The organism is Pseudomonas sp. zbq_18 (assembly GCF_043102245.1).
Classification (GTDB): domain Bacteria; phylum Pseudomonadota; class Gammaproteobacteria; order Pseudomonadales; family Pseudomonadaceae; genus Aquipseudomonas.
The window spans coordinates 202,731-226,911 of sequence record NZ_JBICIT010000005.1 but is presented as its reverse complement, the minus strand read 5'-3'; the positions used below and the strand labels follow the sequence as shown (position 1 = coordinate 226,911).

Below are 24,181 nucleotides of genomic sequence, written 5' to 3'. Positions count from 1 at the left end.
ACTGGCTCAGTCGAGCCTTATCCGGGAGAACCGCATGACCATCCGAACCCCTACCGTACTGTCGCTACTCGCCCTGGCCCTGGCGGCGAGCCCGGCCTGGGCCGAGACCCCGGCCGTGGCGCAGCGCGCCGATGTCAGCCTGGCCCTGGCCAACCAGCTGCTCGACGCCACCCTGGCCGCCTGCCATGCCGAAGGCCGCACGGCTGTGGCCGCCGTCGTCGACCGTGGCGGCAACCTGGTTGCCGTGCAGCGCGACGACAACGTCGGCCCGCACAACACCCTGGCCGCCCAGCGCAAGGCCTTCACCGCGCTGTCGACCAAGACCGCTACCGGCCTGCTGGCCGAGCGTGCGCGCAGCACCCCCGACGCGGAAAACCTCAACACCCTCGATGAACTGCTGCTGCTCGGTGGCGGCGTGCCGCTGAAGGTGGCCGACCAGGTGATCGGCGCCATCGGCGTGGCCGGTGCCGGCGGCGCGCAATTCGACGAAGGCTGCGCACTGCAGGCCATCGCCCAGGTTCTACCCACCCAACCCTGAACTGGAGATCCACCATGAAGATGCTGAAAAACCTGCTGCTCGGTAGCGCCCTGAGCGGCCTGTCCACCCTCGTCCTGGCCGCTGGCAACCCGCTCAGCGTGCACGTCCTCAACCTGCAGGACGGCCTGCCGTCCCCAGGCGTCGAGGTCAGCCTGGAGAAGCTCGACGGCGAGCGCTGGAACAAGCTGAACGAGGGCACGACCAACGAGCAGGGCCGCATCACCGCGCTCTACCCGGAGGGCAAGAAGCTGGAAAGCGGCACCTACCGCGTCACCTTCGAAACCGGCGCCTGGTTCAAGCAGCACGCCACCGCGACCTTCTTCCCGGAAGTGCCGGTGATCTTCGAGGTCGACGGCAGCGTGGCGCACTACCACATCCCGCTGCTGCTCAGCCCCTACGGCTTCTCCACTTACCGCGGCAACTGACGGCCGGGCAAACGAAAACGCAGGCCTGAGCCTGCGTTTTTTGTGTCAGTCGATGGGGCGGTTACAGGGTGGCCGGGTTACCGGCGCTGCTCAGACGGCGAGCCTGCTTGAGGTAGAGCGTCAGTTCGCGGGCCGGCAGCGGTTTGCTGTACAGGTAGCCCTGACCCTCGTTGCAGCCCTGGGCGATGATGTAGGCCTCCTGCTCGGTGGTCTCCACACCCTCGGCGATGACCTGCATACCCAGGCTCTTGCCCAGCTGGATGATGGCGCGAACGATGGTGGCGTCGTCCTCGTCTTCCAGCAGGTCCTGGACGAAGCTCTTGTCGATCTTGATCTTGTCCAGCGGCAGGCTCTTCAGGTAGCTCAGCGAAGAGTAACCGGTACCGAAGTCGTCGATGGCGATCAGTGCGCCGGCACGGCGCAGGCTGAGCAGGTTCTGCGCGGCGGTGCTGATGTCTTCCATCAAGCCGGTTTCGGTGACTTCCAGTTCCAGGCTGCGCAGCGGCAGGCGATAGACCTGCAACAGGTTGCTGACCATGCGCGGCAGCTCGTTGTGGTGCAGCTGCACGGTGGACAGGTTGACCGCCATGCGCAGCTCGCTGAAGCCCTGGTCATGCCATTCGCGCAGCTGACGGCAGGCCTGATCCAGCACCCATTCGCCGATGGCGATGATGGTGCCGTTCTGCTCGGCCAGCGGGATGAACAGGTCTGGCGGGACGAAGCCGTGTTGCGGGTGCTGCCAGCGGATCAGCGCCTCGACGCCGACCACGCGGTGGTCGCGGTAGTCGACCTGGGGTTGGTAGACCAGGTGCATCTCGTTGCGGCTGAGCGCTTCGCGCAGCTCCTTCTCCAGTTCGCGGCGGCGGCGCATCTCGCTGTCGACGCTGGCGATGTAGAACTGGTAACGGTTGCGCGAGCGGCTCTTGGCCAGGGTCATGGTCTGTTCGGCTTTCTGCAGCAGCTTTTCGGTGCTGTCGCCGTCTTCCGGGAACAGGGTGATGCCGATCGTGGCACGCAGGCGGACTTCCTGCTGCTCCAGGGTGAAGGGCGTTTCCAGGCTGTCGAGGATGCTCTGCGCCAGTTCGGCGGCTTCGTAGGGCTGCTCGATATCGGCCTGGACCAGGGCGAACTGGTCACCGCCCAGGCGTGCCAGCGCACCGAGGCGGCCGCTGTGGCTACGCAGACGGTCGGAGAGCGCCAGCAGCAGCTGGTCACCGGTCTGGTAGCTGAACTGTTCGTTGATCCCCTTGAAGTCATCCAGGCCGACGCACAGCACGGCTACGCGGCGCTGCAGGCGACCGGCATCCTCAAGAATCTGGTCGAGCTGCTGCTGCAGTTGCTGGCGGTTGGGCAGGCCGGTGAGGAAATCGTACTGCGAGATGCGCAGCAGGCTGTTTTCTGCTTCGCGGCGCAGGTGGGTGTTGCGCTCGATGGATTCCAGCAGCTGGTTGGCGGTGTTGATCCACAGCCCCAGCTCATTGTTCTCGTTGCCCTTGAGCATGGGCAGCTTGTGCTCGCTGGGGCGGTCCGGGTTGATGTTGGTCAGGTACTCGATGATCTTCGACAGCGGCTTGGTCAGCAGCCAGTGATAGACCATGTACAGCACCAGGCCCATGGCCAGGGCGCGCAGTACGCCGGAGATGAAGATGATCACCGAGGTGGTGATGAAGTTCTCCCCGTAGCTGGCGGTATCCAGGGTGATGGTCAGGTCGCCGTAGTACTCGCTGTAGGGGCCCTTGCCGACCAGCTGGGTGGCGAAGGTCTGCTCCTTGCCGAGAATCGGGTCGGTGATCCAGCGGCGGGTGGATTCGGTCAATGGCCGGGAGCGCTCGGCGAGCATGGGTTCGTTGGGGTGACCGATGGCCGCGTGGCGCACGGCCTCATGCTGGAACAGGCCTTCGACGACCTGCATGCCCATCTCGCGGTCGAGGCTGTAGACGGCTTGGGTGGACGGGTCGCGGAACATGCCGAGGATGCGTTGCGCATCATTGGCCACCGCCTGGCGAGTCTTGTGGATGTCGAAGACGATCTGCCCACAGCTCAACACGACACCGACCGCCAGCGCCGACATCAGGACAACACGCAGCAGTTTCAGCGACAGGCTGTTTTTCAGTTCCAGCTTCAAATGGGGATTCCTTGTTCGCCGCCGGAGGCATGTAACCGTGGAGAGTATTGGCAAATGCGCCATTGCCGTCAAAGGGCCATTACGCCATCACTGATTATTTTTGCGCGCGTACTGACTTGGCGCATGTTTCAGGTGGCGGCGAGCCGGTATGCGTTGCGTTGGTGCAGGCGAGTGAGGAGAGGGCCTGCTGACTGCTGAATAGTCTGGCACAAGAGTTGCGTTGCCCCGGCATCACCGTGCTGGGAGATTCGCCATGAAGCTCTACCTGTTGTCGCTGTGTGCCCTGTTGTTCTCACCCTCTGCCCACGCTGCCGATGGCAGTACCGAACTGGCCATGAATACCGGCTGGGTCGTCTTGGCCAGTGCGCTGGTGTTCTTCATGCAGGCCGGCTTCGCCCTGTTGGAAAGTGGCATGTCGCGAGCCAAGAATGCCGTCAACGTGATGATGAAGAACTACATGGACGGCTGTGTCGGCGGCATCGTCTATTGGCTGGTGGGCTTTGGCCTGATGTTCGGCGCCAACGCCACCGGCTGGTACGGCATGAGCCATTTCGCACCGAGCGAGGGCCAGCCCTGGGACTTTACCTTTCTGCTGTTCCAGATGATGTTCGCCGCCACGGCCGCGACCATCGCCAGCGGGGCCATGGCCGAGCGTACCCGCTACAGTGCTTACCTGGTCGGAGCCGTTGTCATCAGTGGCTTTATCTATCCGGTGTTCGGCAGTTGGGTGTGGAGTGGTGCCTACGGCGGCCAGGGCTGGTTGGCCAAGATGGGGTTCATCGATTTTGCCGGCTCCAGCGTGGTTCACGGTGTCGGCGCCTGGTGCGCCCTGGCGGGCATCCTGGTGCTGGGCCCGCGCCTCGGGCGCTTCGCCGCCGACGGTACGCCCAGGGTGATTCCGGGCCACAACATGAGTCTGGTGGCGCTGGGCGGCTTCATTCTCTGGCTCGGCTGGTTCGGCTTCAATGCCGGCAGCACTCTAGCGATGAACGAGAGCCTTGGCCTGATCGCCCTCAACACTCACCTGGCGGCGGCCGCCGGCGCGCTTGGCGCGGTGCTGGCGCTGCGCAGTACGGCCAGTCCGGTGCTGCTCAGCACCACGGTCAATGGTTCGCTCGGTGGTCTGGTCGGCATCACTGCCGGCTGCGCCACCATGCAGCCTGGCTATGCCCTGGTGACCGGACTGATTGCCGGTTTCGTGGTGGTGTTCGGCATGCGCCTGATGGATCGTCTGCGCCTCGACGATGTGGTCGGTGCGGTACCGGTACATGGTCTGGCCGGAGTCTGGGGCACGGTCGCGGCCGGGCTGTTCTACAGCGGGGATCTGTTCAGTTGGGCGCGCGTGAGTGTGCAGTTGATCGGCGCCGGCGCGGCGTTCCTCTGGGCCTTCCCGCTGGCGCTGGCGATGTACCTGATCCTGGCCAAGACCGTGGGCTTGCGTACTTCCACCCAGCACGAGCAACGTGGCCTGGACTACTCGGAGCATGCCGAAGCCGGTTATCCGGAGTTCAATCAGGCACTGACCTACGACGGCAGCGAATTGGCGCGGAGGACCTGAGATGAGTCTGACTACCCGTCGTCGCGCCATCTATACCGGGTTGGCCGGTCACTTTTCCGAAGATGAAGCGCTGCCCCTGCTGTCGCTGTGGGAAGCCAAGTACGCGGACAAGCCGCCGTTTGCCCTCAATGAGTTTCTGGCCGAGGTGGTGCAGCGTACCGAGCGCAAGTTCGAGCGCGCCCGCTTGTATCGTGAGCTGGTGGGGGCGCTGACCGGACCGACCGCCAATCTGCTGCCAGACCCGGCGCCACGTCTACAGGCCTGGCGCCAGGGTGCGGGTGTCGCTGCCGAAGAGGTGTCCGGGCCGGACGCATTGGCGCGGCAGACCTTCGAAGTGCTCAGTCGTGAGCTGTTCGGCCTGCTCGATGCCGACATGGTGCCGCGCCTGCGCCGCTTCGCCGCTGGCAATCTGAGTGGCATGCAGGTTGAAACCGAGCTGCGTCTGCGTTTGCGCGGTTGGCTGGAGCAGGGCGGTTCGCTGGGGCTGACGGCGCTCAATCTGGAGCAGCTGCGCATGCTGCTCAACCTGCTTTATATCGGTCTGTGCGAGTTCCTTGGGCCGGTCACCGCCGACCAGGTACTGACCCGCGCGGTGCAGAAGACCGAGCGCTACCACCTGCAGATGCCGCCGCAACGGCTGCTCTAGTTAGAGCCATAAATGCAAACGCCCCGGCATGGCCGGGGCGTTTGTTATGCAGTCGCCGAGGCGACTACATCCGGACTCAGGCCGCGAAGTTCTTCGCCACGAAGTCCCAGTTCACCAGGTTCCAGAAGGCTTCAACATACTTCGGACGCAGGTTGCGGTAGTCGATGTAGTAGGCGTGTTCCCATACGTCGCAGGTCAGCAGCGGGGTGTCGCCGCTGGTCAGCGGGCAGCCGGCGCCGATGGTGCTGGCCAGGGCCAGGGAGCCGTCGGCCTTCTTCACCAGCCAGCCCCAGCCGGAGCCGAAGGTGCCGATGGAGGTCTTGCTGAACTCTTCCTTGAACTTGTCGAAGGAGCCGAAGGCCGCGTTGATGGCGTCAGCCAGGGCGCCGGTCGGCTCGCCGCCGCCGTTCGGGCTCAGGCAGTTCCAGTAGAAGGTGTGGTTCCAGATCTGCGCGGCGTTGTTGAACACGCCACCGGAGGAAGTCTTGATGATTTCTTCCAGGCTCTTGCCTTCGAACTCGGTGCCCGGCACCAGGTTGTTCAGGTTCACCACATAGGCGTTGTGGTGCTTGCCGTGGTGAAACTCCAGGGTCTCGGCGGACAGGTGCGGCTCGAGGGCGTTTTTCTCGTATGGCAGCGGCGGCAATTCGAAAGCCATGGTCTATCTCCTTCATCAGGTCGGGATATGTGCGACTAGCGCGGGCCGTTCACGGGCGGCCGGAATGCGGGCGGCGAGAGCTAAAGCTCTTTTAGAGTGCCGCGAGCCCGGGATCATAGCACCCGAGCCTGGCCTTAACCACGCAGCAACTGTGTGGAAAAGCCGGTGCCAGGGGCTTTGTCCATCCTGGGGGTGGACAGATACGGGCGGCAAAAGTGCAGTTTGCTTCAGGTCAGTTTCATTAATGCTACGCCCGCGGCGATGATCAGGCAGGCGAGCAGGCGCAGCGGCTGCATGGATTCCTTGAGAAACAGCCAGCCGATCAGCAGGGCAAACAGCACGCTGCTCTCGCGCAGTGCCGAAACCAGGGCGACCGGTGCCTGAGTGGTGGCCCAGATCACCAGGCTGTAGGCCAGCATGGACATGGCGCCCCCGCCCAGGCCGCCGCGCCAGTGCGGACCGAGTTGAAGGAAGATGCGCGGCCCGCGGCGCAGGGCAATGACCAAGGCCGCAACTAGGCCGTTGACCAGGAACAGCCACAGCGCGTAGCCGATGGCGTCGCCATTGCTGCGCGCGCCGAGGGCATCGGCCACCGTGTAGCCGGCGATGCAGACGGCGGTGGCCAGGGCGTTGAACAGCAACGGGCCATTGAGTGAGCTGCCTGGGTGGCCGCCGCGCCAAGCCATCAGCCAGATCCCGCCGACCAGCATCAGCAGCCCCGCCCATTGCCCCGCCTGCAGTACATCGCCGGCCAGCAGGGCGAGCAGCGCCACCAGCAGCGGCGAGCTGCCGCGGGCGATCGGGTAGACCTGGGACAGGTCGCCATGCTGGTAGGCGCGGGAGAGGAAGAGGTTGTAGCCGATGTGCAGCAGGGCGGAGAGGGCGATGCAGGGCCAGGCGCTGGCCACCGGGATAGCGAAGAAGGGCAGAGCCGGCAGGGCCGCGCAGGCGGCGCCGATCTGGATCAGCGAAGCGGTCAGGTAGCGGTCCAGACCAATCTTGAGCAGGGCATTCCAGCCCGCATGCAGCGCGGCGGCGGCCAGCACCACGGCAAATACCGTCGTATCCACGTGCGCTCCCAGTCATGCTTGCAAGCGCCGCAGCATACCGCCGCGGCGCGGCTGTGGTCATGCTCCCGGCGCGTGCAGGATCAGTTGTGCGGCAATGGCGAACATCATGGCGGCCACTGTGAGGTCGAGCAGGCGCCAGGTGGCCGGTCGTGCCAGCCAGGGGGCGAGCCAGGCCGCACCCAGGGCCAGGGTGAAGAACCACAGGGCCGAGGCGCTGGCGGCGCCCAAGGCATAGGCGCCAGGCACCGGTTGCTGGGCGCCGAGCGAGCCAATCAGCAGCACGGTATCCAGGTACACGTGGGGGTTGAGCAGGGTCACCGCCAGGGCGGCCAGCAGCACGGCGCGGCGCGAGCGCGGGCCGCTGTCCTGCTGCTGCAGGGCCTGTGGGTTGAGTGCCCGGCGCAGGGCCTGTACGCCCAGCCAGAGCAGGAAGACCGCGCCGCCCCAGCGGGCCACGGCCAGCAGGGTTGGATTTTGCGCCAGCACGGCGGCCAGGCCGAACACCCCGGCGCTGACCAGCAGGGCATCGCACAGCACGCAGAGGGCTGCGGTGGGCAGGTGATGTTCGCGGCGCAGGCTCTGCGCCAGGACGAAGGCGTTCTGCGCACCGATGGCGATGATCAGGCCTGCAGCGACCAGCAGGCCGTTGAGGTAGCTCTGCCACATTTCAGCAACCCTCCACGGCCAGTTGGCGCAGCACGGACATGGCTTTGTCCGCATCGCCATGGGCGACGAACAGGTGATCGTGGTGGTAGCCGGCGATCACGTTGCAGCTGAGGTTGGCGCGGCCCAGGGCGGTGGCAAACGCGGCGGTGAGGCCGACGGCGGCCAGCGCCGAGTACACCTCCAGGGTGATCCAGGCGGCCACATAGTCATAACTCAGGCCCAGGCGATCGGCCTCGGCGCGGGCGAGGATCAACGTCGTGCCTTCGCTTTCCTGAAAGCTGCCGAGGGCCTTGGCGCTAGCGATCACTGCTGCATCGCTGACGCAGCAGAACACGAATTCGCCCGGGTTGAGGCGGGGCGAGAGGCTGGCCAGCAGTGTGTTCAGATCGGTTTCTCCGGCCATGGTGTTTTCCTAAGGTGGCGGTGAGTGGATGCTGGCCAGTCTCGGTGTTGGCGCTGTATAAGAAAAACAAATCATGCTGATCTCTCATTAGGAAATCTTATGTTCGACTACAAGCTGCTCGCCGCCCTGGCCGCCGTGGTGGAGCAGGGTGGCTTCGAGCGTGCGGCGCAGCTGCTCGGCTTGTCGCAGTCGGCAGTGTCGCAACGGATCAAGCTGCTGGAGGCGCGGGTCGGCCAACCGGTGCTGCTGCGTGCCACGCCGCCGGCACCGACCGAAGTCGGCCGGCGCCTGCTCAACCATGTGCAGCAGGTGCGCCTGCTGGAGCGTGACCTGCAGGGCCAGGTGCCGGCCCTGGCGGAAGACCAGCCGGTGGAGCGCCTGCGCATCGCCCTCAATGCGGACAGCCTGGCAACCTGGTGGGCACCGCTGGTGGGCGACTTCTGTGCCGAGCACAAACTGTTGCTGGATCTGGTGGTGGAGGACCAGGACGTTGGCCTCAAGCGCATGCGTGCCGGCGAGGTGGCGGCCTGCGTGTGTGCCGCCGAGCGGCCGGTGGCGGGCGCTCGGGCGCTGCCGTTGGGCGCCATGCGCTATCGCGCGCTGGCCAGCCCGGGCTTTATCGCTCGCCACTTCACCGCCGGGGTGAATGCCGAAAGCATGGCGCGGGCACCGGCCATTGTCTTCGGTCCGGATGACCTGCTGCAGCACCGCTATATGGCCAGCCTGGGGCTCAATGGCGCCTTCAACTATCACCTGTGCCCGTCCTCGGAAGGCTTCATTCGCCTGGCCGGTGCCGGGTTGGGCTGGGGGCTGGTGCCGGAGCTGCAGGTACAGCGCGAGCTGGCGAGCGGCGAGCTGGTCGAACTGTTGCCCGAGCGGCCGCTGGATGTGCCGCTCTACTGGCATCACTGGCGTAATGGCGGGGAGTTGCTGAGCAGCCTGACCCGTCACCTGGAGAAGGGCGTGGGGGGCTGGCTGGTCTAGGTTGCTGCCTGTTTCGCTGGGTTACGCCGCTGGGCGGCTAACCCAGCCTACGGGGCGGAGCGGGGCGCTGCGTGTCGCGAGGCGATGTGTTTGTGTAGGCTGGGTTAGGCCAAAGGCCGTAACCCAGCGGCGGAGTCGGGAATGCGCCGGGTTTCGCTTCGCTCTACCCAGCCTACGGGCATTGCTCTACCCGACCGATGGGAGTCGCGCGGGGTCAGAGCTGGAACTGCGCCACCAGCTGTTCCTGGCTGCCGGCCACCTTGCGCAGGTGTTCGCCGCAGTCGCGGGTGTGCGCGGCGGTGCGGCGGTTCTCGCCGGTCATGTCATTGAGGCGGTGCATGTGCTGATTGACTTCCTGGGTGGTGGCCGCCTGCTGCTCGGCCGCCGCGGCGATCTGGAAGGCCAGCGCGTGCACGCTCTGCAGCGAGTCGTCGAGCTGGTCGAGCGAGCCGATCAGCGCCTGGGTCTGTACCTCCAGATCCCGTGCCTGCTGGCTGGAGGCACCCATGCGCTCGCTGGCCCGGCTGGATGATTCGCCCAGGGCGGCCACGATGCCGACGATTTCCTCGGTAGCGCTGCGCGTGCGCAGGGCCAGGTTGCGAACCTCGTCGGCCACCACGGCGAAGCCGCGGCCCTGCTCGCCGGCGCGGGCCGCTTCGATGGCGGCGTTCAGCGCCAAGAGGTTGGTCTGCTCGGCGATGGCGCGGATCACGTCGAGCACAGAGCCGATCTGCTGGCTGTCACTGGCCAGGGTCTGTACCACCTGATCGGCCTCGCGCAGGTTGGCCAGCAGCTGATCCTGCTGGCCAACCATGCGCTGCAGGCTGCCTTGCACGGTGACGAAGGCATCACGCGCGGCGGCGCTGCCATCGGCGCTCTGGCTGGCGCTGCTGGCGATCTCCTGTACGGTGGCTGCCATCTGGTCGACGGCGCTGACCACCAGCTCCAGCGCTTCCTGTTGTGCGTCCAGGCTATGACTGGTCTGCCCGGCGGCACCGAGGATATCGCCGCTGGCGCTGCCAACCGCCTGGCTGGCCTGGCGCAGACGCTCGACCACCTCGCGCCAGGCCCGGGCCATCTCGTGCAGCGCAAGCATCAGGCCGTCCTGTTGGCCCTCGTCACCCTGCAGGCGCAATTCACCGGCGGCCAGGCGCCTGGCCAGCTCGGCCATTTTGCGCGGTTCGCCACCCAGCGGGCGCATCACGCTGCGGCTGACCAGCCAGGTGGCCAGCGCTACACCGACTATGGTCAGCACTACCAGCACCACCACCTGCCACATCAGCGTACGTACCGGAGCATAGGCCTGGGCCTGGTCCATCTCGGCGATCAGGGCCCAGCGCTGGTCATCCAGCTGCACGGGTACGAAGGCCTTGAGCACCGGCTGACCGTTGAGCCCGGCCTCGGCCAGGCGGCCCTGCTCGCCACTCAGGGCGCGGCCGATGGCGCTGCCCGGTAGCGCCGCAGAAGGTTCGCTGTCCTGGCGTGCCACGCGGCGATCCTCGAAACGCGCCGAATCCGAACGCAGCTGTGCGTCGGGGCCGACCAGATAGGTCTCACCGGATTCGCCCAGGCCCTGGCGGGTCTGCATGACCCGGTTCAGTTCGGACAGCGGCAGCTCCAGGACCAGCAGCAGTTGCAGCTCGCCTTCTTCACTGACGGGCGCGGCGAGGAACTGGCTGGGTTCGGCACCGGGCATGCTCACCGCCAGGTCACCCACCTGTGCCTTGCCGCTGTCCAGCGTGGCGCGCACCACCTGCCCCAGCGGCGTATTGCGCCAGGCGGCATCACTCAGGTTCTGCTGGTAGTCGGCGCCGCGCTGCAGGCTGAACAGCACCTGGCCATCGCGCGATACCAGCTTCAGCTCGCGGTAGCCGAAGGTCTTGGTGAAGTTCTCGAAGATCGGCCGGTCATAGTTGGCAGTGCTGAGCAGCGCGTTGTCATCCAGCCCGGCATAGCTGGTGCCGAGGTTGCTGGCCAGGGTGCTCAGCTGGTTGTTGCGTGCCTGCCAGTTGTCCTGCAGTTGCTGCTGTTTGATATTCGCTACGGCTTCCAGGCTGTTGAGGGCCTGCTCCCGTAGCGAATGGCTGGCTTGCAGATAGACGGTGATGGCCATGGCCAGTACCGGGATAAGGCCCAGCAGCAGGAAGCTGAGGGCAAGCTTGAGACGCAACGGCATGATACGGCTCCGCGGGTAGATAGGTGACAACGCGCTAGGGTGTCAAAGATTCTGCAAGAAGCGTGCAAATAGTTTTACGTCTGTAAATAAAATCGAGCGAGGCGTTGCAAAGCCGTCTTTTTGGCCGACAGGGCAACAGGCAGAAGCCGCCGTGGCTGCTAGAGTCGCTGGCAATAACAAGATCGGAATTGGGAAGCTGCAGATGAAGATTCTGGTAACCGGCGCGAGCGGTTTCATTGGTGGGCGCTTTGCCCGCTTTGCCCTGGAACAGGGCCTGACGGTGCGGGTCAACGGGCGGCGCCCCGAAGCGGTGCAGCATTTGATCAAGCGTGGTGCCGAGTTCGTTCAGGGCGATCTGAGTGATGCCGACCTGGTGCACAAGCTCTGCCGTGACGTGGAAATGGTGGTGCATTGCGCCGGCGCCGTAGGCACCTGGGGCACCTACCAGCACTTCCACCAGGCCAACGTGATGGTCACCCAGAACGTCATCGAGGCTTGCCTGGGGCAGAAGGTGCGGCGCCTGGTGCATCTGTCCTCGCCTTCGGTGTATTTCGACGGCAAGTCGCACGTCGGCCTGCGCGAAGAGCAGGTGCCGAAAACCTTCGTCGACCACTATGGCGCCACCAAGTACCTGGCCGAGCTGAAGGTCATGGAGGCCCAGGAGTTCGGCCTGGAGGTAATCGCCTTGCGCCCACGCTTCGTCACTGGTGCCGGCGACACCAGCATCTTCCCGCGGCTGATCGAGATGCACCGCAAGGGCAAGCTGATGGTCATAGGTGACGGTCTGAACAAGGTCGACTTCACCAGCGTGCAGAACCTCAACGATGCCCTGTTCAGCAGCCTGCTGGCCGCCGGGCCGGCGCTGGGCAAGGTGTACAACATCAGCAATGGCGCGCCGCTGCCGTTGTGGGACGTGGTCAACTTCGTGTTGCGGCAGTTCAATCTGCCACCGGTGAGCAAGCACATGCCCTATCCGCTGGCCTACACCGCGGCGACGCTCAACGAGACGGTCTGCAAGCTGCTGCCGGGGCGGCCGCAACCAGCGCTGTTCCGCCTCGGCGTTGCGGTGATGGCGCGGGATTTCTCCCTGGATATTTCCCGCGCCCGCCAGTACCTGGACTACGAGCCGCAGGTGCCGATCTGGACGGCGCTGGAGGAGTTCTGTACCTGGTGGAAGGTGCAGGGCAATCGAGCCTGAGCGGGATTCGCGGGTTATGCGAAGGGGCGAGTGGCATGCGGAGCGTGAAGACCCGCAAGCAACCTGCGTGGGAGCGGCTTGGGCCGCGATGCGTTTTCACCGGCTTTATCGCGACTGAAGTCGCGCCCACAAAAGCCGCCCTTGGCTCTTCTGCAACACGCTCGCCACAGCACATTTACCCGTCCGCAACCCATGCTCTCCCTGACGCTGCGAAGAACCATATAAATCCTGCCTGCTTATAACTGGCCGATCCAGGCGAACGCTGCAGGCGACCTATACTGGCCGTAAAGCCAGAGAGGTCGTCCGCATGTTCGCCATGATGGAAAACGCCCGGCTCGAAGCCCTGCATCTTGCCCAAGACTCTGCCACCGGCCTGCGAGCCATCATCGCCATTCACAGCAGCAAACTCGGCCCTGCTCTGGGCGGCTGCCGCTACCTGGCCTACCCCGACGACGACAGCGCCATCCGCGATGCCATTCGTCTGGCCCAGGGCATGAGCTACAAGGCTGCCCTGGCCGGCCTGGCGCAGGGTGGCGGCAAGGCGGTGATCATCCGTCCGCCGCACCTGGACAACCGCGGCGCGCTGTTCGAGGCCTTCGGGCGCATGATCGAATCGCTGGGCGGTCGCTATATCACCGCCGTGGACAGCGGCACCTCCAGCGCCGATATGGACTGCATCGCCCAGCAGACCCGCCACGTCACCAGCACCACGGCCGCCGGCGACCCTTCACCGCACACCGCCATGGGCGTGTTCGCCGGCATCCGTGCCACGGCCCGGGCGCGCCTCGGCGGCGACGACCTGCATGGCCTGCGGGTGGCCATTCAGGGCCTGGGCAATGTTGGCTACGCCCTGGCCCAGCAACTGGCGGCGGCTGGGGTCGAGCTGTATGTCAGTGACCTCGATTCCGGCCGGCTGCAACTGGCGGTGGAGGAACTCGACGCCCATCCGGTAAGCAACGAGGCGCTGCTCAGTACACCCTGCGACATCCTGGTGCCCTGCGGCCTGGGGGGCGTGCTCAACCCGCAGACCGTCGGCAAGCTGCACTGTGCGGCGGTGGCCGGCGCGGCCAACAACCAGCTGGCCAGCGCCGAGATGGCCGATGAACTGGAGGCGCGCGGCATCCTCTATGCGCCGGATTACGTGATCAATTCCGGCGGGCTGATCTACGTCGCCCTAAAGCATCGCGGCGAGGCGCTGCCACTGATCACCGCGCATCTGACCAAGATCGCCGAGCGCCTGACCGAGATCTACGCCCACGCCCAGGCCGACAAGCGCTCGCCGGCGCGGGTGGCCGACAGCCTGGCCGAACGCCTGCTCTACGGCAGCTAGCCTCCCTGCCCGGAGCCTTGCTGCCCGCATGCCTGGCGCCACAAGCGCGAGGCCACAGCGCATGCCTACCCGGTGTGCCGCGAGGAGGAGTGTGATGACTCAGTGTTCGCTTGACCTGCCCCTGACCCGTTACCTGGCGCCCGATGGTCGTCTGCTCGGCGAGTTGCCGGCCTGGGCCGACGATTGCAACCTGCTGGCGCGCCTGTACCGGCAGATGCAGCTGACCCGCCTGTTTGACCAGAAGGCCGTGGCCCTGCAGCGCACCGGCCGTATCGGCACCTATGCACCGACCCTCGGTCAGGAGGCCATTGGCGTGGCCATCGGCTGCCGCATGCATGCCGAGGACGTGCTGGTGCCTTACTACCGCGACACCGCCGTGCAGCTGATGCGCGGGGTGAAGATGGAGGAGATTCTGCTCTACTGGGGCGGCGACGAGCGCGGTAGCGCCTACGCCGACCCGGCCGTAGCCGAGGATTTTCCGCTGTGCGTGCCGATTGCCACCCAGGCCCTGCATGCCTGCGGCGTGGCCAGTGCGTTCAAGATCCGTGGTCAGCATCGGGTGGCGGTGACCACCTGCGGCGACGGCGCGACCAGCAAGGGCGACTTCCTCGAAGCGCTCAATGTGGCTGGCGCCTGGCAGCTGCCGGTGGTCTTCGTGGTCAACAACAACCAGTGGGCCATCTCCACGCCGCGACGCATCCAGAGTGGCGCACCGACCCTGGCGCAGAAGGCGGTCGGTGCAGGCTTTCATGGTGAGCAGGTCGATGGCAACGATGTGCTGGCGGTGTATGAGCGGATTGGCCACGCCCTCGACCGGGCACGGCAAGGCAAGGGACCGACCCTGCTGGAGTGCCTCAGCTATCGCCTGGGCGACCACACCACCGCTGACGATGCCACCCGCTACCGCAGTGCCGAAGAAGTGAAACAGGCCTGGGACGAGGAACCGATCAAGCGCCTGCAGCGCTTCATGCTCCTGCAGGGCATGTGGGACGAGGGCCGCGAGCAGGCCTTGATCGGCGAGTGTCAGGCGCTGGTACAACAGGCGGTGGACGCTTTCGACGCAGTCGAAGTGCCCGCGCCCGAGGCGGCCATCGAGCATGTCTATGCACGCTGGCCGGCGGCCCTGGCCGAGCAGCGCGAGTGGCTGGCCGAGCGTGCGGCGCGCCGCGCGGGAGGGCAGGAGCATGAATGAGGTGAAGAAGTACGCCCTGCTGGAAGCCGTTAACCTGGCCCTGCACCGCGCCATGCAGGAAGACCAGAATGTGGTGGTGCTGGGCGAGGACATCGGCGTCAATGGTGGCGTGTTCCGCGCCACCCAGGGGCTGCGCGAGCGCTTTGGCTTCAAGCGCGTGCTCGATACGCCGCTGGCGGAAACCATGATCGCCGGGCTGACCGTGGGCATGGCCGCGCAGGGCTTGAAGCCGGTGATGGAGATCCAGTTCCTCGGTTTCGTCTTCGCCGCCATGGAGCAAGTGCTGGCCCATGCCGCGCGGATGCGCAACCGTACCCGTGGCCGGCTGACCTGCCCGATGGTGCTGCGTAGCCCGATGGGCGCGGGCATCCGTGCGCCGGAGCATCACAGCGAGAGCACCGAGGCGCTGTTCGCCCATATCCCGGGGTTGCGCGTGGTCATCCCCTCGTCACCGGCACGGGCCTACGGCCTGCTGCTGGCGGCCATCGACGATCCCGACCCGGTGGTGTTTCTCGAACCCACGCGGCTGTACCGGATGAACCCGCAGCCGCTGCTCGACGATGGCAAACGCCTGCCGCTGGACAGCTGCTTCACCCTGCGCGAGGGCGGTGACCTCACCCTGGTCAGCTGGGGCGCGAGCATCCACGAAACGCTACAGGCCGCCGAGCGCCTGGCCGAGCAAGGCGTCAGCTGCGAAGTGATCGACGTGGCCTGTCTCAAGCCGCTGGACCTCGACACCCTGGAAGCCTCGGTGCGCAAGACCGGGCGCTGCGTGATCGTGCACGAGGCCCCCAGGTCCTGTGCGGTGGGCGCGGAGATCGCCGCCAGCCTGTACGAGCGCGCGCTGCTCGATCTGCAGGCGCCGATCCAGCGGGTCACCGCGCCGGATATTCCGCCGCCGCTGTATCGCCTGGAGCAGCTGTACATGCCTGGCGTCGAGGACATCCTCGCCGCCTGCGACACCACCCTGAACTACGCCTGACGCCCCGAGAACAAGGAGGCCCGCGATGAAATACTTCAAGCTGCCCGACCTGGGTGAAGGCCTGCAGGAGGCCGAGATCGTGCAGTGGCACGTCAAGGCCGGTGACACGGTGAAGGCCGACCAGCTGCTGGTGTCGGTGGAAACGGCCAAGGCCATCGTCGATATCCCGGCGCCCTATGACGGCGTGGTGGCCAAGACCTTCGGCAGCGAGGGCGACTTGCTGCATGTGGGAGAACCGCTGCTGGCTTACGAGGGTGAGGCGGATGCCGGCACCGTGGTCGGCCGCCTGGAGGGTGGTCATTCGGCCCAGGAGGACAGCTTTTTCGTCGGCGCCGCGCCTTCGACCCGCGAGCACCTGGCGCCACGTGCCACGCCAGCGGTACGCCAACTGGCGCGCAAGCTGGGGGTCGATCTGGCGGGGCTGGCTGGTAGCGGTGCCGACGGCCTGATCACGGCTGCCGACGTGGAAGGTGCCGCGCAGGTGGCCTCGTCGCGCATCGGCGGCGAGCGTCTACGTGGCGTCAGGCGCAGCATGGCGATCAACATGGCCAGGTCGCATGCCGAGGTGGTGCCGGTGACCATCTATGGCGATGCCGACCTGCACCGCTGGGGCCAGGCGCGCGATCCGTTGATCCGCCTGGCCAAGGCCATCGCCCATGCCTGCACGGTAGAACCGGTGCTCAACAGCTGGTTCGACGGCCGTGGGCCTTCGATTCGTCAGCATGACAGGCTCGACCTGGGCATCGCTGTGGACACTCCGGATGGCCTGTTCGTGCCGGTGCTGCGCAATGTCGGCGAGCGCAGCGCGGAGGATCTGAAAGAAGGCATGGCGCGCTTGCGCGCCGACGTGCAGGCGCGCTCCATCCCGCCGCAGGAGATGATGGGCGCGACCATTACCCTGTCCAACTTCGGCAACCTGTTCGGCCGCTACGCCAACCCCATCGTGGTGCCGCCGCAGGTGGCGATCATCGGCGCCGGTGGCATCCGCGACGAGGTGGTGGCCTGGCAAGGGCAGCCGGCGGTGCATCCGGTGCTGCCACTGTCGCTGACCTTCGATCACCGTGCGGCCACCGGTGGCGAGGCGGCGCGCTTTCTCAAGGCGCTGGTCGAAGCCCTGGAAGCGGCCTGAGCCCGCTTTTCACGAGGCCAGCTCCCTCGGTGTGCCGCGAAGCTCGGCTGCCGATCTCTGGCCAGACAGGGCATTAACGGCAAGATCGTCTATGGAAGGGGCGCCGGGGACCCTGCAGCAGGCCGCGGTTACGCAGCCTGCATCGACCTTAGGCGTCGGCGGAATCCGCCTGCAGCTCGGCCAGGGCATCCGGCTGGTTCTTGAAGGCCTTGGCGAAGGTGTCGCGGTTCTTGGCCATGAAGATGCCCAGTTCTTCGACCTGCTCCTCGTTCAGCGAGGGCACGGCCTTGTGCAGCGCAGAGGACAGCGCCTCGGCCAGTTCCAGCATCTTGTCGTAACGATCGGCTTCGGCCTTATCCATGAACAGGCGCTCCGGATCTCGACTGCTGCGATACACCACTTCGACGGCCATTCATCACCTCATTCCTGTAGCTAGTTGCTTGATATGTATGGATATACAGTATTTGATTGTCTCAGGCTCACGCAACCCCTGGCCTTCATCCTGCATAGCCGTTGTCATCAAATGTGGCCAGTCTGAGCAGTAACCCAAGGAGTGTGCTGATGAATCTGAACAGAGTCGATGAGCTGCGTGGCGGCATGCATGAAGTGGCCCAGTCGCTGGGCAATCTGCTGGTGGAGTCGTTTCACTATCTGGCGCTTTTCGCCATTGGCGGGATCACGGCCTGGGCTTCGGTGGTGGCCTTTCTCGGCATGCTGGAGAAGGGGCATATCACGGTGGATGACATCCTGTTGCTGTTCATCTACCTGGAGCTGGGGGCCATGGTCGGCATCTACTTCAAGACCAACCACATGCCGGTACGCTTCCTGATCTATGTGGCGATCACTGCGCTGACCCGCCTGCTGATTTCCGATGTATCCCACCACCACCGTCCGGACATGGGGGTGGTGTATGTCTCGGGGGCGATTCTGCTGCTGGCGGTGGCGATTCTGGTGGTGCGTTTTGCCTCCTCGCGCTTTCCTTCGGTGCAGGCGCCGGTTCGTCTGGGGCGCAGTGCCGAAGAAAGCTGACGGCGCCCCGTCGCCTGGCGGCAGGCTCAGCCGCCGCGTAACACCAGCTGCCGCTCAATCCTGAGCGGGCCCTGTGGTATTGCCGCCTCGTAGCTGAGCAACTGCACTTCACGCACGGGCAGGCGCAGGCGCTGAAGGTCCTGCATGGGCTGGGTGCGTCTGCGCCAGTCACTGGCGCTGGCGGCGCAGCGATACAGGCCCAGTGTGAGGTGCGGGACATAGGGCGCCTGGCGTACTTCCGGGGTGATGCCTGCCAGTGCCAGACGTAGCTGCTGCAGAGGGGGCTCGACATGTACGCGCAGAAATGCCGCGCTGGCGAAGCTGTCGAGCCCGCCGATGAGCAGCTCGAAAGGCGCCAGTTGCAGGCGGGCAAGCGCTTCGTATTGGGCGTCCAGCTGAGCCAGGGTTATGTCGTCGTCATGTCGGGCGTTGGCGCAGGGGAAGCCGCAAACGAACAGGGTGATGTGAGCCTGGCGCTCGCCAGCGGGCTGTAGCCAGTCGCCGAGCAGCTCGCGGGCAGCTTGCATGCGCGATAGCACTGCCGGGCATTCCACGGGGATCGACCATAACGCATAGCGCTGTCGACCACGGTGCCACTGTGGATGGTCGAGCAGTTCACAAGGCAGCAATTGATCGGGTGCATGGGTCGGGTCGGAGAGCAACATGTTGGAACCGCATTGAGTGCCTGGAGGTCAAGACGATAACAACACCAAGAGGTAATACCATCATGCGTGCACATCCCTTCATGCGTTTTCTTGCCGCCACCCTGGCGGCTCTGCATCTTGCCCTGTTTGCTCATCTGCCGATGGCCAGCGCCGCCATGCTCGGCACGCCTGAGGTGCTGCAGGAACAACAGCAACAAGTCGACCGACAACAGCTGCGCGCCATGCTCGATGATCGGCAGGTGCAGGAGAAATTGGCCGATCTGGGGGTGGACCGCGCCCAGGTGGAGAAACGCATCGACAGCCTGACGCCTGCTGAACTGGCCCAGTTCAATCAGCAGCTGTCCGAAGAGCCTGCCGGCGCTGGCGTGGTGGGCATCATCGTGCTGTTCCTGGTGATCTTCATCATCACCGACATGCTCTGCGCGACGGACATCTTCTCCTTCGTGAAGTGTGTGCGTTGATCGGGCGGGTTATTGGCCTTGCCCTGGTAATCCTGCTGGCCGGCTGTGCCGGTCGGCAGGTACAGCTGCCGGCCAGCAGCGAGTTGTTGCCGCCGCGTGCGGAACTGGTCGAAACGCCATTCTTTCCCCAGGAGGATTACCAGTGTGGCCCGGCGGCGCTGGCAACCATGCTGGTGCAGCGTGGCGTGCGCACCACGCCCGAGGCGCTGTTGCCGAGCGTTTACCTGCCGGGGCGCAAGGGCAGCCTGAAGGTCGAGCTGGTCGCGGCGGCGCGTCAGCAGGGGCAACTGGTCTATCCATTGCGCCCGCGGCTGGAGGCCGTGCTGGCGCAGATCGCGGCGGGCAACCCGGTGCTGGTCATGCAGAACCTGGGGCTCGACTGGTATCCCCAGTGGCACTTCGCCGTGGTAGTCGGCTACGACCGCTCACGCCAGAAACTGGTACTGCGCTCGGCGACCCACAAGCGCTGGACTACCGATTTCACGGCGTTCGACCGCACCTGGGCACGCGCCGAGCGTTGGGCGGTACTGACCTTGCCGCCGGATCGCCTGCCGGCCGAGCCCCAGCTGGGTGCCTGGCTGCAGGCGGCCAGCGACCTGGAGCAGACCGCCCAGCATGCGGCCGCCGCAACGGCTTATCGCACCGCTATCGCACATTGGCCAGACGAGGCGTTGCCCGGCTTTGCCCTGGCCAACCTGCACTATGCCCAGGGTGACCGGGTGGCGGCCGAGATGGCGTTGCGCAGCAGTTTGGACCGGCGCGGCGATTTCGCGGCGGGTTGGTTCAACCTGTCCGAGTTGCTCAACGAGCGTGGCTGTGTGGCTCAGGCGCAGGCGGCGCGTAGCTGCGCGCAGCGCCTCGCGCCGCAGGACGAACGCCTGCTCGCGCCGCTGTCCACGGCCGTCCCCTTGTCAGGAGCCTGCCAGCCATTGCCGCGCTGCCCGACGCCCTGAACTAACGGCTCGTATGCAGGCAGAGCGCCAGGGCGGCCGGGTAGGTCAGGTAGTGCAGGAGGAAAATCAGCTGGCCCATATAGCCCGGTTCGTCCTTCAGCCACATCAGCCCCCAGAGGCCGAGATAGAGCAGGCCGAGCACGCCGGCATAGAGCAGGTTGAGGCCCCAGGCCTCGGCATGGCCGGGCAGGTGGCCTTCGAGGCGACGAAACAGCCAGCGCAGGCCGAGGGCGACCAGCACCGCCACCAGCAGGGTGGCCGGGTAGCCGCCGAGCTTGAGCAGCACGCGCGCCAGCAGGTTGAGCGCGAACACCGCCGCCGCGCCGCCGAGGGCGTACTGGTAGAGCGGGAAACGGCGAGTCATGGCGCTCAGCTTAGGCGCTGGTCGAGGCCGAAGCGCTTGCTCAGCACCTTGTCCAGCAGGCTGCGCGGCATCCAGCGGGCGAGCAGGGGCAGGGCGCGGCTGCCGTTGCCGATGCGCAGCAGCACCGGGCGCTTGGGCTTGCGTACGGCGGCGAGCAGGGTGGCGGCCAAGTCCTCGGCCGGGGTGGGTTTGTCCTGCGAGGCCCTGGCGCGGGCACGGATGCCTTCGCGCAGCGGCCACCAGGGCGAGTCCTCGCGGATCAGCTGTTCGGCCTGGGCGCTGGCACTGGCGCCGAAGCTGGAGGCGATGGCACCCGGCTGCACTTCCATGACGTCGATGGCGAAGGGCGCCAGTTCCAGGCGCAGGGCATCGGTCAGGGCGTGCACCGCCGCCTTGGACGCGCAGTAGGCACCGGCGAACGGCGTGACCATCACCCCCGATACGCTGCCGATGTTCACCACCAGGCCGCGGCTGGCGCGCAGCAGCGGGAAGCAGGCGCGGGTCAGTTCCACCAGGCTGAACACGTTGGTTTCGAACTGCTGGCGCATGGCCTCGGCGCCGCCATCGAGCAACGGGCCCATGGCGCCGTAACCGGCGTTGTTGACCAGCACATCGAGGCGTCCGGCTTCGGCGTTCAGGCGCTCGTAGGCGCGGGCGATGTCGGCCGCGTCATTGACGTCCAGCTTGATCGCGGTGAAACCGGCGCTGCTCAGCGCTTCCAGGTCCGCGCCCTTGCGCGCGGCGGCGAACACCCGATAGCCGCCGGCCTGGAAGGCATTGGCCAGGGCACGGCCGATGCCGCTGGAGCAGCCGGTGATCAGGGCGACGGGTTGGCTCATGGCGATTCCTTGCAATCAGAGGTAGGGCGGGTGGAAAAGGCGGTGCCGTTGCCACCCGATATCAGATGATCAGTCCTCGGGATGATCGCGCAGGAACACCAGGCTGTCCGGCTTGGACTGCTCGGCGCTGTAGCGATAACCCTGGTAGTTGAAGTCCTTGAGTCCGGCCGGGTCGCGCAGGCGCTCCTTGATCACATAGCGCGCCATCAGGCCGCGGGCCTTCTTGGCGTAGAAGCTGATGATCTTGTACTGGCCGTTCTTCAGGTCCTTGAACTCGGTGTCGATCACCCGGGCGTTCAGCGCCTTGCGCTTGACCGCGCCGAAGTATTCGTTGGAGGCCAGGTTGAGCAGCACCTCGTCGCCCTGTTCGGCCAGGGCCTGGTTGAGCCAGCCGCTGATGTCGTCGCCCCAGAACTCGTAGAGGTTCTTGCCGCGGGCGTTGGCCAGCTTGGTGCCCATCTCCAGGCGGTAGGGCTGCATCAGGTCGAGCGGGCGCAGCACGCCATACAGGCCGGACAGCATGCGCAGGTGGCGCTGGGCGAAGTCGAAGTCGGCTTCGGAAAAGTCCTCGGCGGCTAGCCCGGTATAGACGTCGCCCTTGAAGGCGAGCAGCGCCTGCTTGGCGTTGGACGGGTTGAATGGCCGCTCCCAGCTGCCGTAGCGCGCCACGTTGAGTGCGGCCAGTTTGTCCGACAGGTGCATCAGCTCGCCGATCTGCTGCGGGCTCATCTGCCGCAGCTGGGCGATCAGCTCCTGGGCGTGGTCCAGGTGCTGGGGCTGAGTGAACAGCGGGGTGGTGGGCGGGGTCTCGTAGTCGAGCGTCTTGGCAGGCGAAATCACCATCAACATCGGATCGTCTCCAGAAAGCGTGACGCGATTCTAGGCCGGATGCCGCACGTAGCTCTACCTATCAGGTTGATTGGCGCACAGGCCGGGCGCGGCGAGTCGGGTGCACGAGGATGATGGCATTTCTCCTGAAAGCTCGAGGCAGAGGGCTTTTGCAGGCGATTTCAGGATATGGGGAGTGGTTTTTTCGCGGGGGGTTGCAGCAGCAGGACTTCCGACTTTAACGGTGCGTGCCAAGGCCGCCAAGGGTTATTCGTCGCGCCGATAAAAAAGCCTGGCGATGACGAAAAAAGTCTTTTTCCCGTCATCAAGATTGGGGTATTAACGAAGTCAGACCGCCGAACCCTGCAGCACAGGTGGCGGGCCTCGGCCATCACCTTGCAGGCACCCTGTCGACAGCCCCGGCAGGACGGCGGTTCTCCCGCGACGGAGCGCTGTCGCCCCGTCGCCGTCTGGCCTCTCGATAAGGTGACCGAGTATGGATGATCACGGACGCACCCGCTCTACCCAGCCCACCCTGTATGTCCTCGACACCAACGTCCTGATCCACGATCCCAACGCGCTGCTGAATTTCCAGGAACACCACGTCGCCATCCCCATGACCGTGCTGGAGGAGCTGGACAAGCTCAAGACCGGCAAACACACCGTCGCCGCCGAATGCCGCCAAGCCATCCGCCTGATCGACCAGATGCTGGGTGAAGCCACGCCCGAGGAGGTGGAACAGGGCGTACCGATTCAACGCGGCAAGAACGAGCCCAAGGGCACCTTGTCGATCCTGATGAGCAAGCGCGCGGAGCCTATCACCTGGCTGCCCGAGCACCTCAACGACAACAAGATCATCAACCAGCTGGTGGAGCTGCAGAGCCGCCGCAGCGGCTCGCCCGTGGTGCTGGTGACCAAGGACATCAACATGCGCCTGAAGGCGCGTGCCTGTGGTATCGCTTCCGAGGACTATCACACCGACCAGCTGGTGGACGACGTGTCCCTGCTGTCGCGCGGCTACCACAACATGGACGGCTCGTTCTGGGACCGGGTGAGCAAGGTCGAGACCCGCCAGGGCCATGGCCGCACCTGGCATCAGGTACAGCTCACCGACAACCTGCCGGCCGTGCACGTCAACGAGTTCATCATCGACGAGCAGGGTTTCGTCGGCTGGGTAAAAGGTATCGAAGGCAGCACCCTGACCATCCTCGACCTGCACCAGGAACCCTTGCTGCATCAGGAAGCCTGGGGTCTGCGTCCGCGTGACGTGTACCAGTCGCTGGCGCTCTATGCGCTGCTCGATCCGGACATTCACCTGGTCAACCTGTCCGGCGCCGCCGGCTCGGGCAAGACCATCCTGGCGCTGGCTGCGGCCATCGAGCAGACCATGGTCAGCAAGCGTTACCGGAGGATCATCGCCACCCGCAGCGTGCAGGGGCTGGATGAGGACATCGGCTTTTTGCCCGGCACCGAGGCGGAGAAGATGGAGCCCTGGCTCGGCGCCATCACCGACAACCTGGAGGCGCTGCATTCGGACGACGAGAGCACCCACGGCAGCGTCGACTACATCCTGCAAAAGGTGCCGCTGCAGTTTAAGTCGCTCAACTACATCCGCGGGCGCAGCTTCCAGCACAGCCTGATCCTGATCGACGAGTGCCAGAACCTCACGCCGCACCAGATGAAGACCATCATCACCCGTGCCGGTACGGGGTCGAAGGTGATCTGCCTGGGCAACCTGGCGCAGATCGACACGCCCTACCTGTCCGCCACCAGCTCGGGCCTCACTTACCTCACCGAACGCTTCAAGGACTTCGAACACGGCGTGCACATCACCCTGCAGGGTGTGCCGCGCTCGGTGCTGGCCGAGTACGCCGAAAGCCATATGTAGTACCGCCGGGCGGGCGGCTGCGGCCGCCCGCTGACCCATTGCGGGATAACTTGTATACAATCGCTCGGGCAGGC

General features: G+C 65.6%; 24 protein-coding genes and 1 pseudogene. 14 read left to right on the top strand and 11 right to left on the bottom strand.

The genetic code is table 11. The annotated features are described in order from the left end of the window. Positions 1-40 precede the first annotated feature (40 nt). Complete coding sequence (locus ACF8C6_RS04195) at positions 41-538, top strand: heme-binding protein (RefSeq protein ID WP_392498180.1); 498 nt, start codon at positions 41-43, stop codon at positions 536-538. A 14-nt stretch (positions 539-552) separates the two neighbouring features. After that, on the top strand, positions 553-963 hold the full coding sequence (gene uraH, locus ACF8C6_RS04190; RefSeq protein WP_021702311.1) for a hydroxyisourate hydrolase: 411 nt from the start codon (positions 553-555) through the stop codon (positions 961-963). Positions 964-1,024: 61 nt separating this feature from the next. Here uraH and ACF8C6_RS04185 read toward each other — a convergent pair whose 3' ends face one another. Further along, positions 1,025-3,034, bottom strand: coding sequence for a putative bifunctional diguanylate cyclase/phosphodiesterase (locus tag ACF8C6_RS04185; protein ID WP_392498179.1), 2,010 nt, complete (start codon positions 3,032-3,034; stop codon positions 1,025-1,027). A gap of 307 nt (positions 3,035-3,341) precedes the next feature. Here ACF8C6_RS04185 and ACF8C6_RS04180 point away from each other — a divergent pair, with 307 nt between their 5' ends. Both ACF8C6_RS04180 and ACF8C6_RS04175 read left to right on the top strand, forming a co-directional pair. After that, positions 3,342-4,646 (top strand): ammonium transporter, encoded by a 1,305-nt coding sequence (locus ACF8C6_RS04180; RefSeq protein ID WP_392498128.1) that lies wholly within the window; start codon positions 3,342-3,344, stop codon positions 4,644-4,646. Position 4,647: 1 nt separating this feature from the next. After that, a complete protein-coding gene (locus ACF8C6_RS04175) occupies positions 4,648-5,292 on the top strand; it encodes a hypothetical protein (RefSeq protein ID WP_392498127.1) in 645 nt (214 codons plus the stop codon). 76 nt (positions 5,293-5,368) lie between these two features. On the opposite strand, the gene sodB is transcribed toward ACF8C6_RS04175, so the two are convergent. The 4 genes from sodB to ACF8C6_RS04155 form a co-directional block, all read right to left on the bottom strand. Beyond that, positions 5,369-5,950: a superoxide dismutase [Fe] gene (sodB, locus tag ACF8C6_RS04170; RefSeq protein ID WP_277688544.1), complete on the bottom strand. Its 582-nt coding sequence runs from the start codon at positions 5,948-5,950 to the stop codon at positions 5,369-5,371. 227 nt (positions 5,951-6,177) lie between these two features. Continuing rightward, entirely contained in the window at positions 6,178-7,020 is an 843-nt protein-coding gene (locus ACF8C6_RS04165) for an EamA family transporter (RefSeq protein ID WP_392498126.1), read from the bottom strand. A gap of 57 nt (positions 7,021-7,077) precedes the next feature. After that, the gene (locus ACF8C6_RS04160; RefSeq protein ID WP_392498125.1) at positions 7,078-7,686 is read right to left on the bottom strand and encodes a LysE/ArgO family amino acid transporter; all 609 of its coding nucleotides are present in this window, start codon (positions 7,684-7,686) and stop codon (positions 7,078-7,080) included. 1 nt (position 7,687) lies between these two features. Further along, positions 7,688-8,089, bottom strand: coding sequence for an ACT domain-containing protein (locus ACF8C6_RS04155; protein ID WP_392498124.1), 402 nt, complete (start codon positions 8,087-8,089; stop codon positions 7,688-7,690). 99 nt (positions 8,090-8,188) lie between these two features. Between ACF8C6_RS04155 and ACF8C6_RS04150 the strand changes: the two genes are divergently transcribed. Then, positions 8,189-9,073: a LysR family transcriptional regulator ArgP gene (locus tag ACF8C6_RS04150; protein ID WP_392498123.1), complete on the top strand. Its 885-nt coding sequence runs from the start codon at positions 8,189-8,191 to the stop codon at positions 9,071-9,073. 214 nt (positions 9,074-9,287) lie between these two features. Here the strand turns inward: ACF8C6_RS04150 and ACF8C6_RS04145 are convergent. Further along, positions 9,288-9,800 (bottom strand): annotated as a pseudogene (locus tag ACF8C6_RS04145) (methyl-accepting chemotaxis protein); the annotation flags it as partial. A gap of 1,651 nt (positions 9,801-11,451) precedes the next feature. Here ACF8C6_RS04145 and ACF8C6_RS04140 point away from each other — a divergent pair. The 5 genes from ACF8C6_RS04140 (at position 11,452) to ACF8C6_RS04120 (ending at position 17,080) form a co-directional block, all read left to right on the top strand. Next, positions 11,452-12,447: an NAD-dependent epimerase/dehydratase family protein gene (locus ACF8C6_RS04140; protein ID WP_392498122.1), complete on the top strand. Its 996-nt coding sequence runs from the start codon at positions 11,452-11,454 to the stop codon at positions 12,445-12,447. Positions 12,448-12,754: 307 nt separating this feature from the next. Continuing rightward, positions 12,755-13,777 carry a Leu/Phe/Val dehydrogenase gene (locus tag ACF8C6_RS04135; protein ID WP_392498121.1) on the top strand — a complete coding sequence of 341 codons (1,023 nt, stop codon included), beginning with the start codon at positions 12,755-12,757 and terminating at the stop codon, positions 13,775-13,777. A gap of 94 nt (positions 13,778-13,871) precedes the next feature. Continuing rightward, a complete protein-coding gene (gene pdhA, locus ACF8C6_RS04130; RefSeq protein ID WP_392498120.1) occupies positions 13,872-14,969 on the top strand; it encodes a pyruvate dehydrogenase (acetyl-transferring) E1 component subunit alpha in 1,098 nt (365 codons plus the stop codon). Next, complete coding sequence (locus ACF8C6_RS04125; protein ID WP_392498119.1) at positions 14,962-15,951, top strand: alpha-ketoacid dehydrogenase subunit beta; 990 nt, start codon at positions 14,962-14,964, stop codon at positions 15,949-15,951. Before pdhA ends, ACF8C6_RS04125 begins: the two co-directional genes overlap by 8 nt. Positions 15,952-15,976: 25 nt before the next feature. After that, a complete protein-coding gene (locus tag ACF8C6_RS04120; RefSeq protein ID WP_392498118.1) occupies positions 15,977-17,080 on the top strand; it encodes a dihydrolipoamide acetyltransferase family protein in 1,104 nt (367 codons plus the stop codon). Between the two features lie 148 nt (positions 17,081-17,228). Here ACF8C6_RS04120 and ACF8C6_RS04115 read toward each other — a convergent pair whose 3' ends face one another. After that, the gene (locus tag ACF8C6_RS04115) at positions 17,229-17,492 is read right to left on the bottom strand and encodes a YebG family protein (RefSeq protein WP_392498117.1); all 264 of its coding nucleotides are present in this window, start codon (positions 17,490-17,492) and stop codon (positions 17,229-17,231) included. A gap of 149 nt (positions 17,493-17,641) precedes the next feature. On the opposite strand from ACF8C6_RS04115, the gene ACF8C6_RS04110 reads away from it, so the two are divergent. After that, entirely contained in the window at positions 17,642-18,109 is a 468-nt protein-coding gene (locus tag ACF8C6_RS04110; protein WP_392498116.1) for a phosphate-starvation-inducible protein PsiE, read from the top strand. Between the two features lie 26 nt (positions 18,110-18,135). Here the strand turns inward: ACF8C6_RS04110 and ACF8C6_RS04105 are convergent, their stop codons facing one another. Then, positions 18,136-18,774, bottom strand: a complete 639-nt coding sequence (locus tag ACF8C6_RS04105; RefSeq protein ID WP_392498115.1) for a 2'-5' RNA ligase family protein — start codon at positions 18,772-18,774, stop codon at positions 18,136-18,138. A 62-nt stretch (positions 18,775-18,836) separates the two neighbouring features. Between ACF8C6_RS04105 and ACF8C6_RS04100 the strand changes: the two genes are divergently transcribed. Together ACF8C6_RS04100 and ACF8C6_RS04095 are read left to right on the top strand one after the other, a co-directional pair. Next, on the top strand, positions 18,837-19,235 hold the full coding sequence (locus ACF8C6_RS04100) for a PA2779 family protein (protein WP_392498114.1): 399 nt from the start codon (positions 18,837-18,839) through the stop codon (positions 19,233-19,235). Continuing rightward, positions 19,235-20,188, top strand: a complete 954-nt coding sequence (locus ACF8C6_RS04095) for a PA2778 family cysteine peptidase (RefSeq protein ID WP_392498178.1) — start codon at positions 19,235-19,237, stop codon at positions 20,186-20,188. Before ACF8C6_RS04100 ends, ACF8C6_RS04095 begins: the two co-directional genes overlap by 1 nt. A 1-nt stretch (position 20,189) precedes the next feature. Here the strand turns inward: ACF8C6_RS04095 and ACF8C6_RS04090 are convergent, their stop codons facing one another. From ACF8C6_RS04090 to yaaA, 3 genes are all read right to left on the bottom strand, one after another. Then, entirely contained in the window at positions 20,190-20,552 is a 363-nt protein-coding gene (locus ACF8C6_RS04090) for a hypothetical protein (protein WP_392498113.1), read from the bottom strand. Positions 20,553-20,557: 5 nt separating this feature from the next. After that, positions 20,558-21,391: an SDR family oxidoreductase gene (locus ACF8C6_RS04085; RefSeq protein ID WP_392498112.1), complete on the bottom strand. Its 834-nt coding sequence runs from the start codon at positions 21,389-21,391 to the stop codon at positions 20,558-20,560. 69 nt (positions 21,392-21,460) lie between these two features. Further along, positions 21,461-22,240 (bottom strand): peroxide stress protein YaaA, encoded by a 780-nt coding sequence (yaaA, locus tag ACF8C6_RS04080; protein WP_392498110.1) that lies wholly within the window; start codon positions 22,238-22,240, stop codon positions 21,461-21,463. Positions 22,241-22,715: 475 nt separating this feature from the next. Here yaaA and ACF8C6_RS04075 point away from each other — a divergent pair, with 475 nt between their 5' ends. Next, positions 22,716-24,107, top strand: coding sequence for a PhoH family protein (locus tag ACF8C6_RS04075; RefSeq protein ID WP_277688562.1), 1,392 nt, complete (start codon positions 22,716-22,718; stop codon positions 24,105-24,107). Positions 24,108-24,181 lie beyond the last annotated feature (74 nt).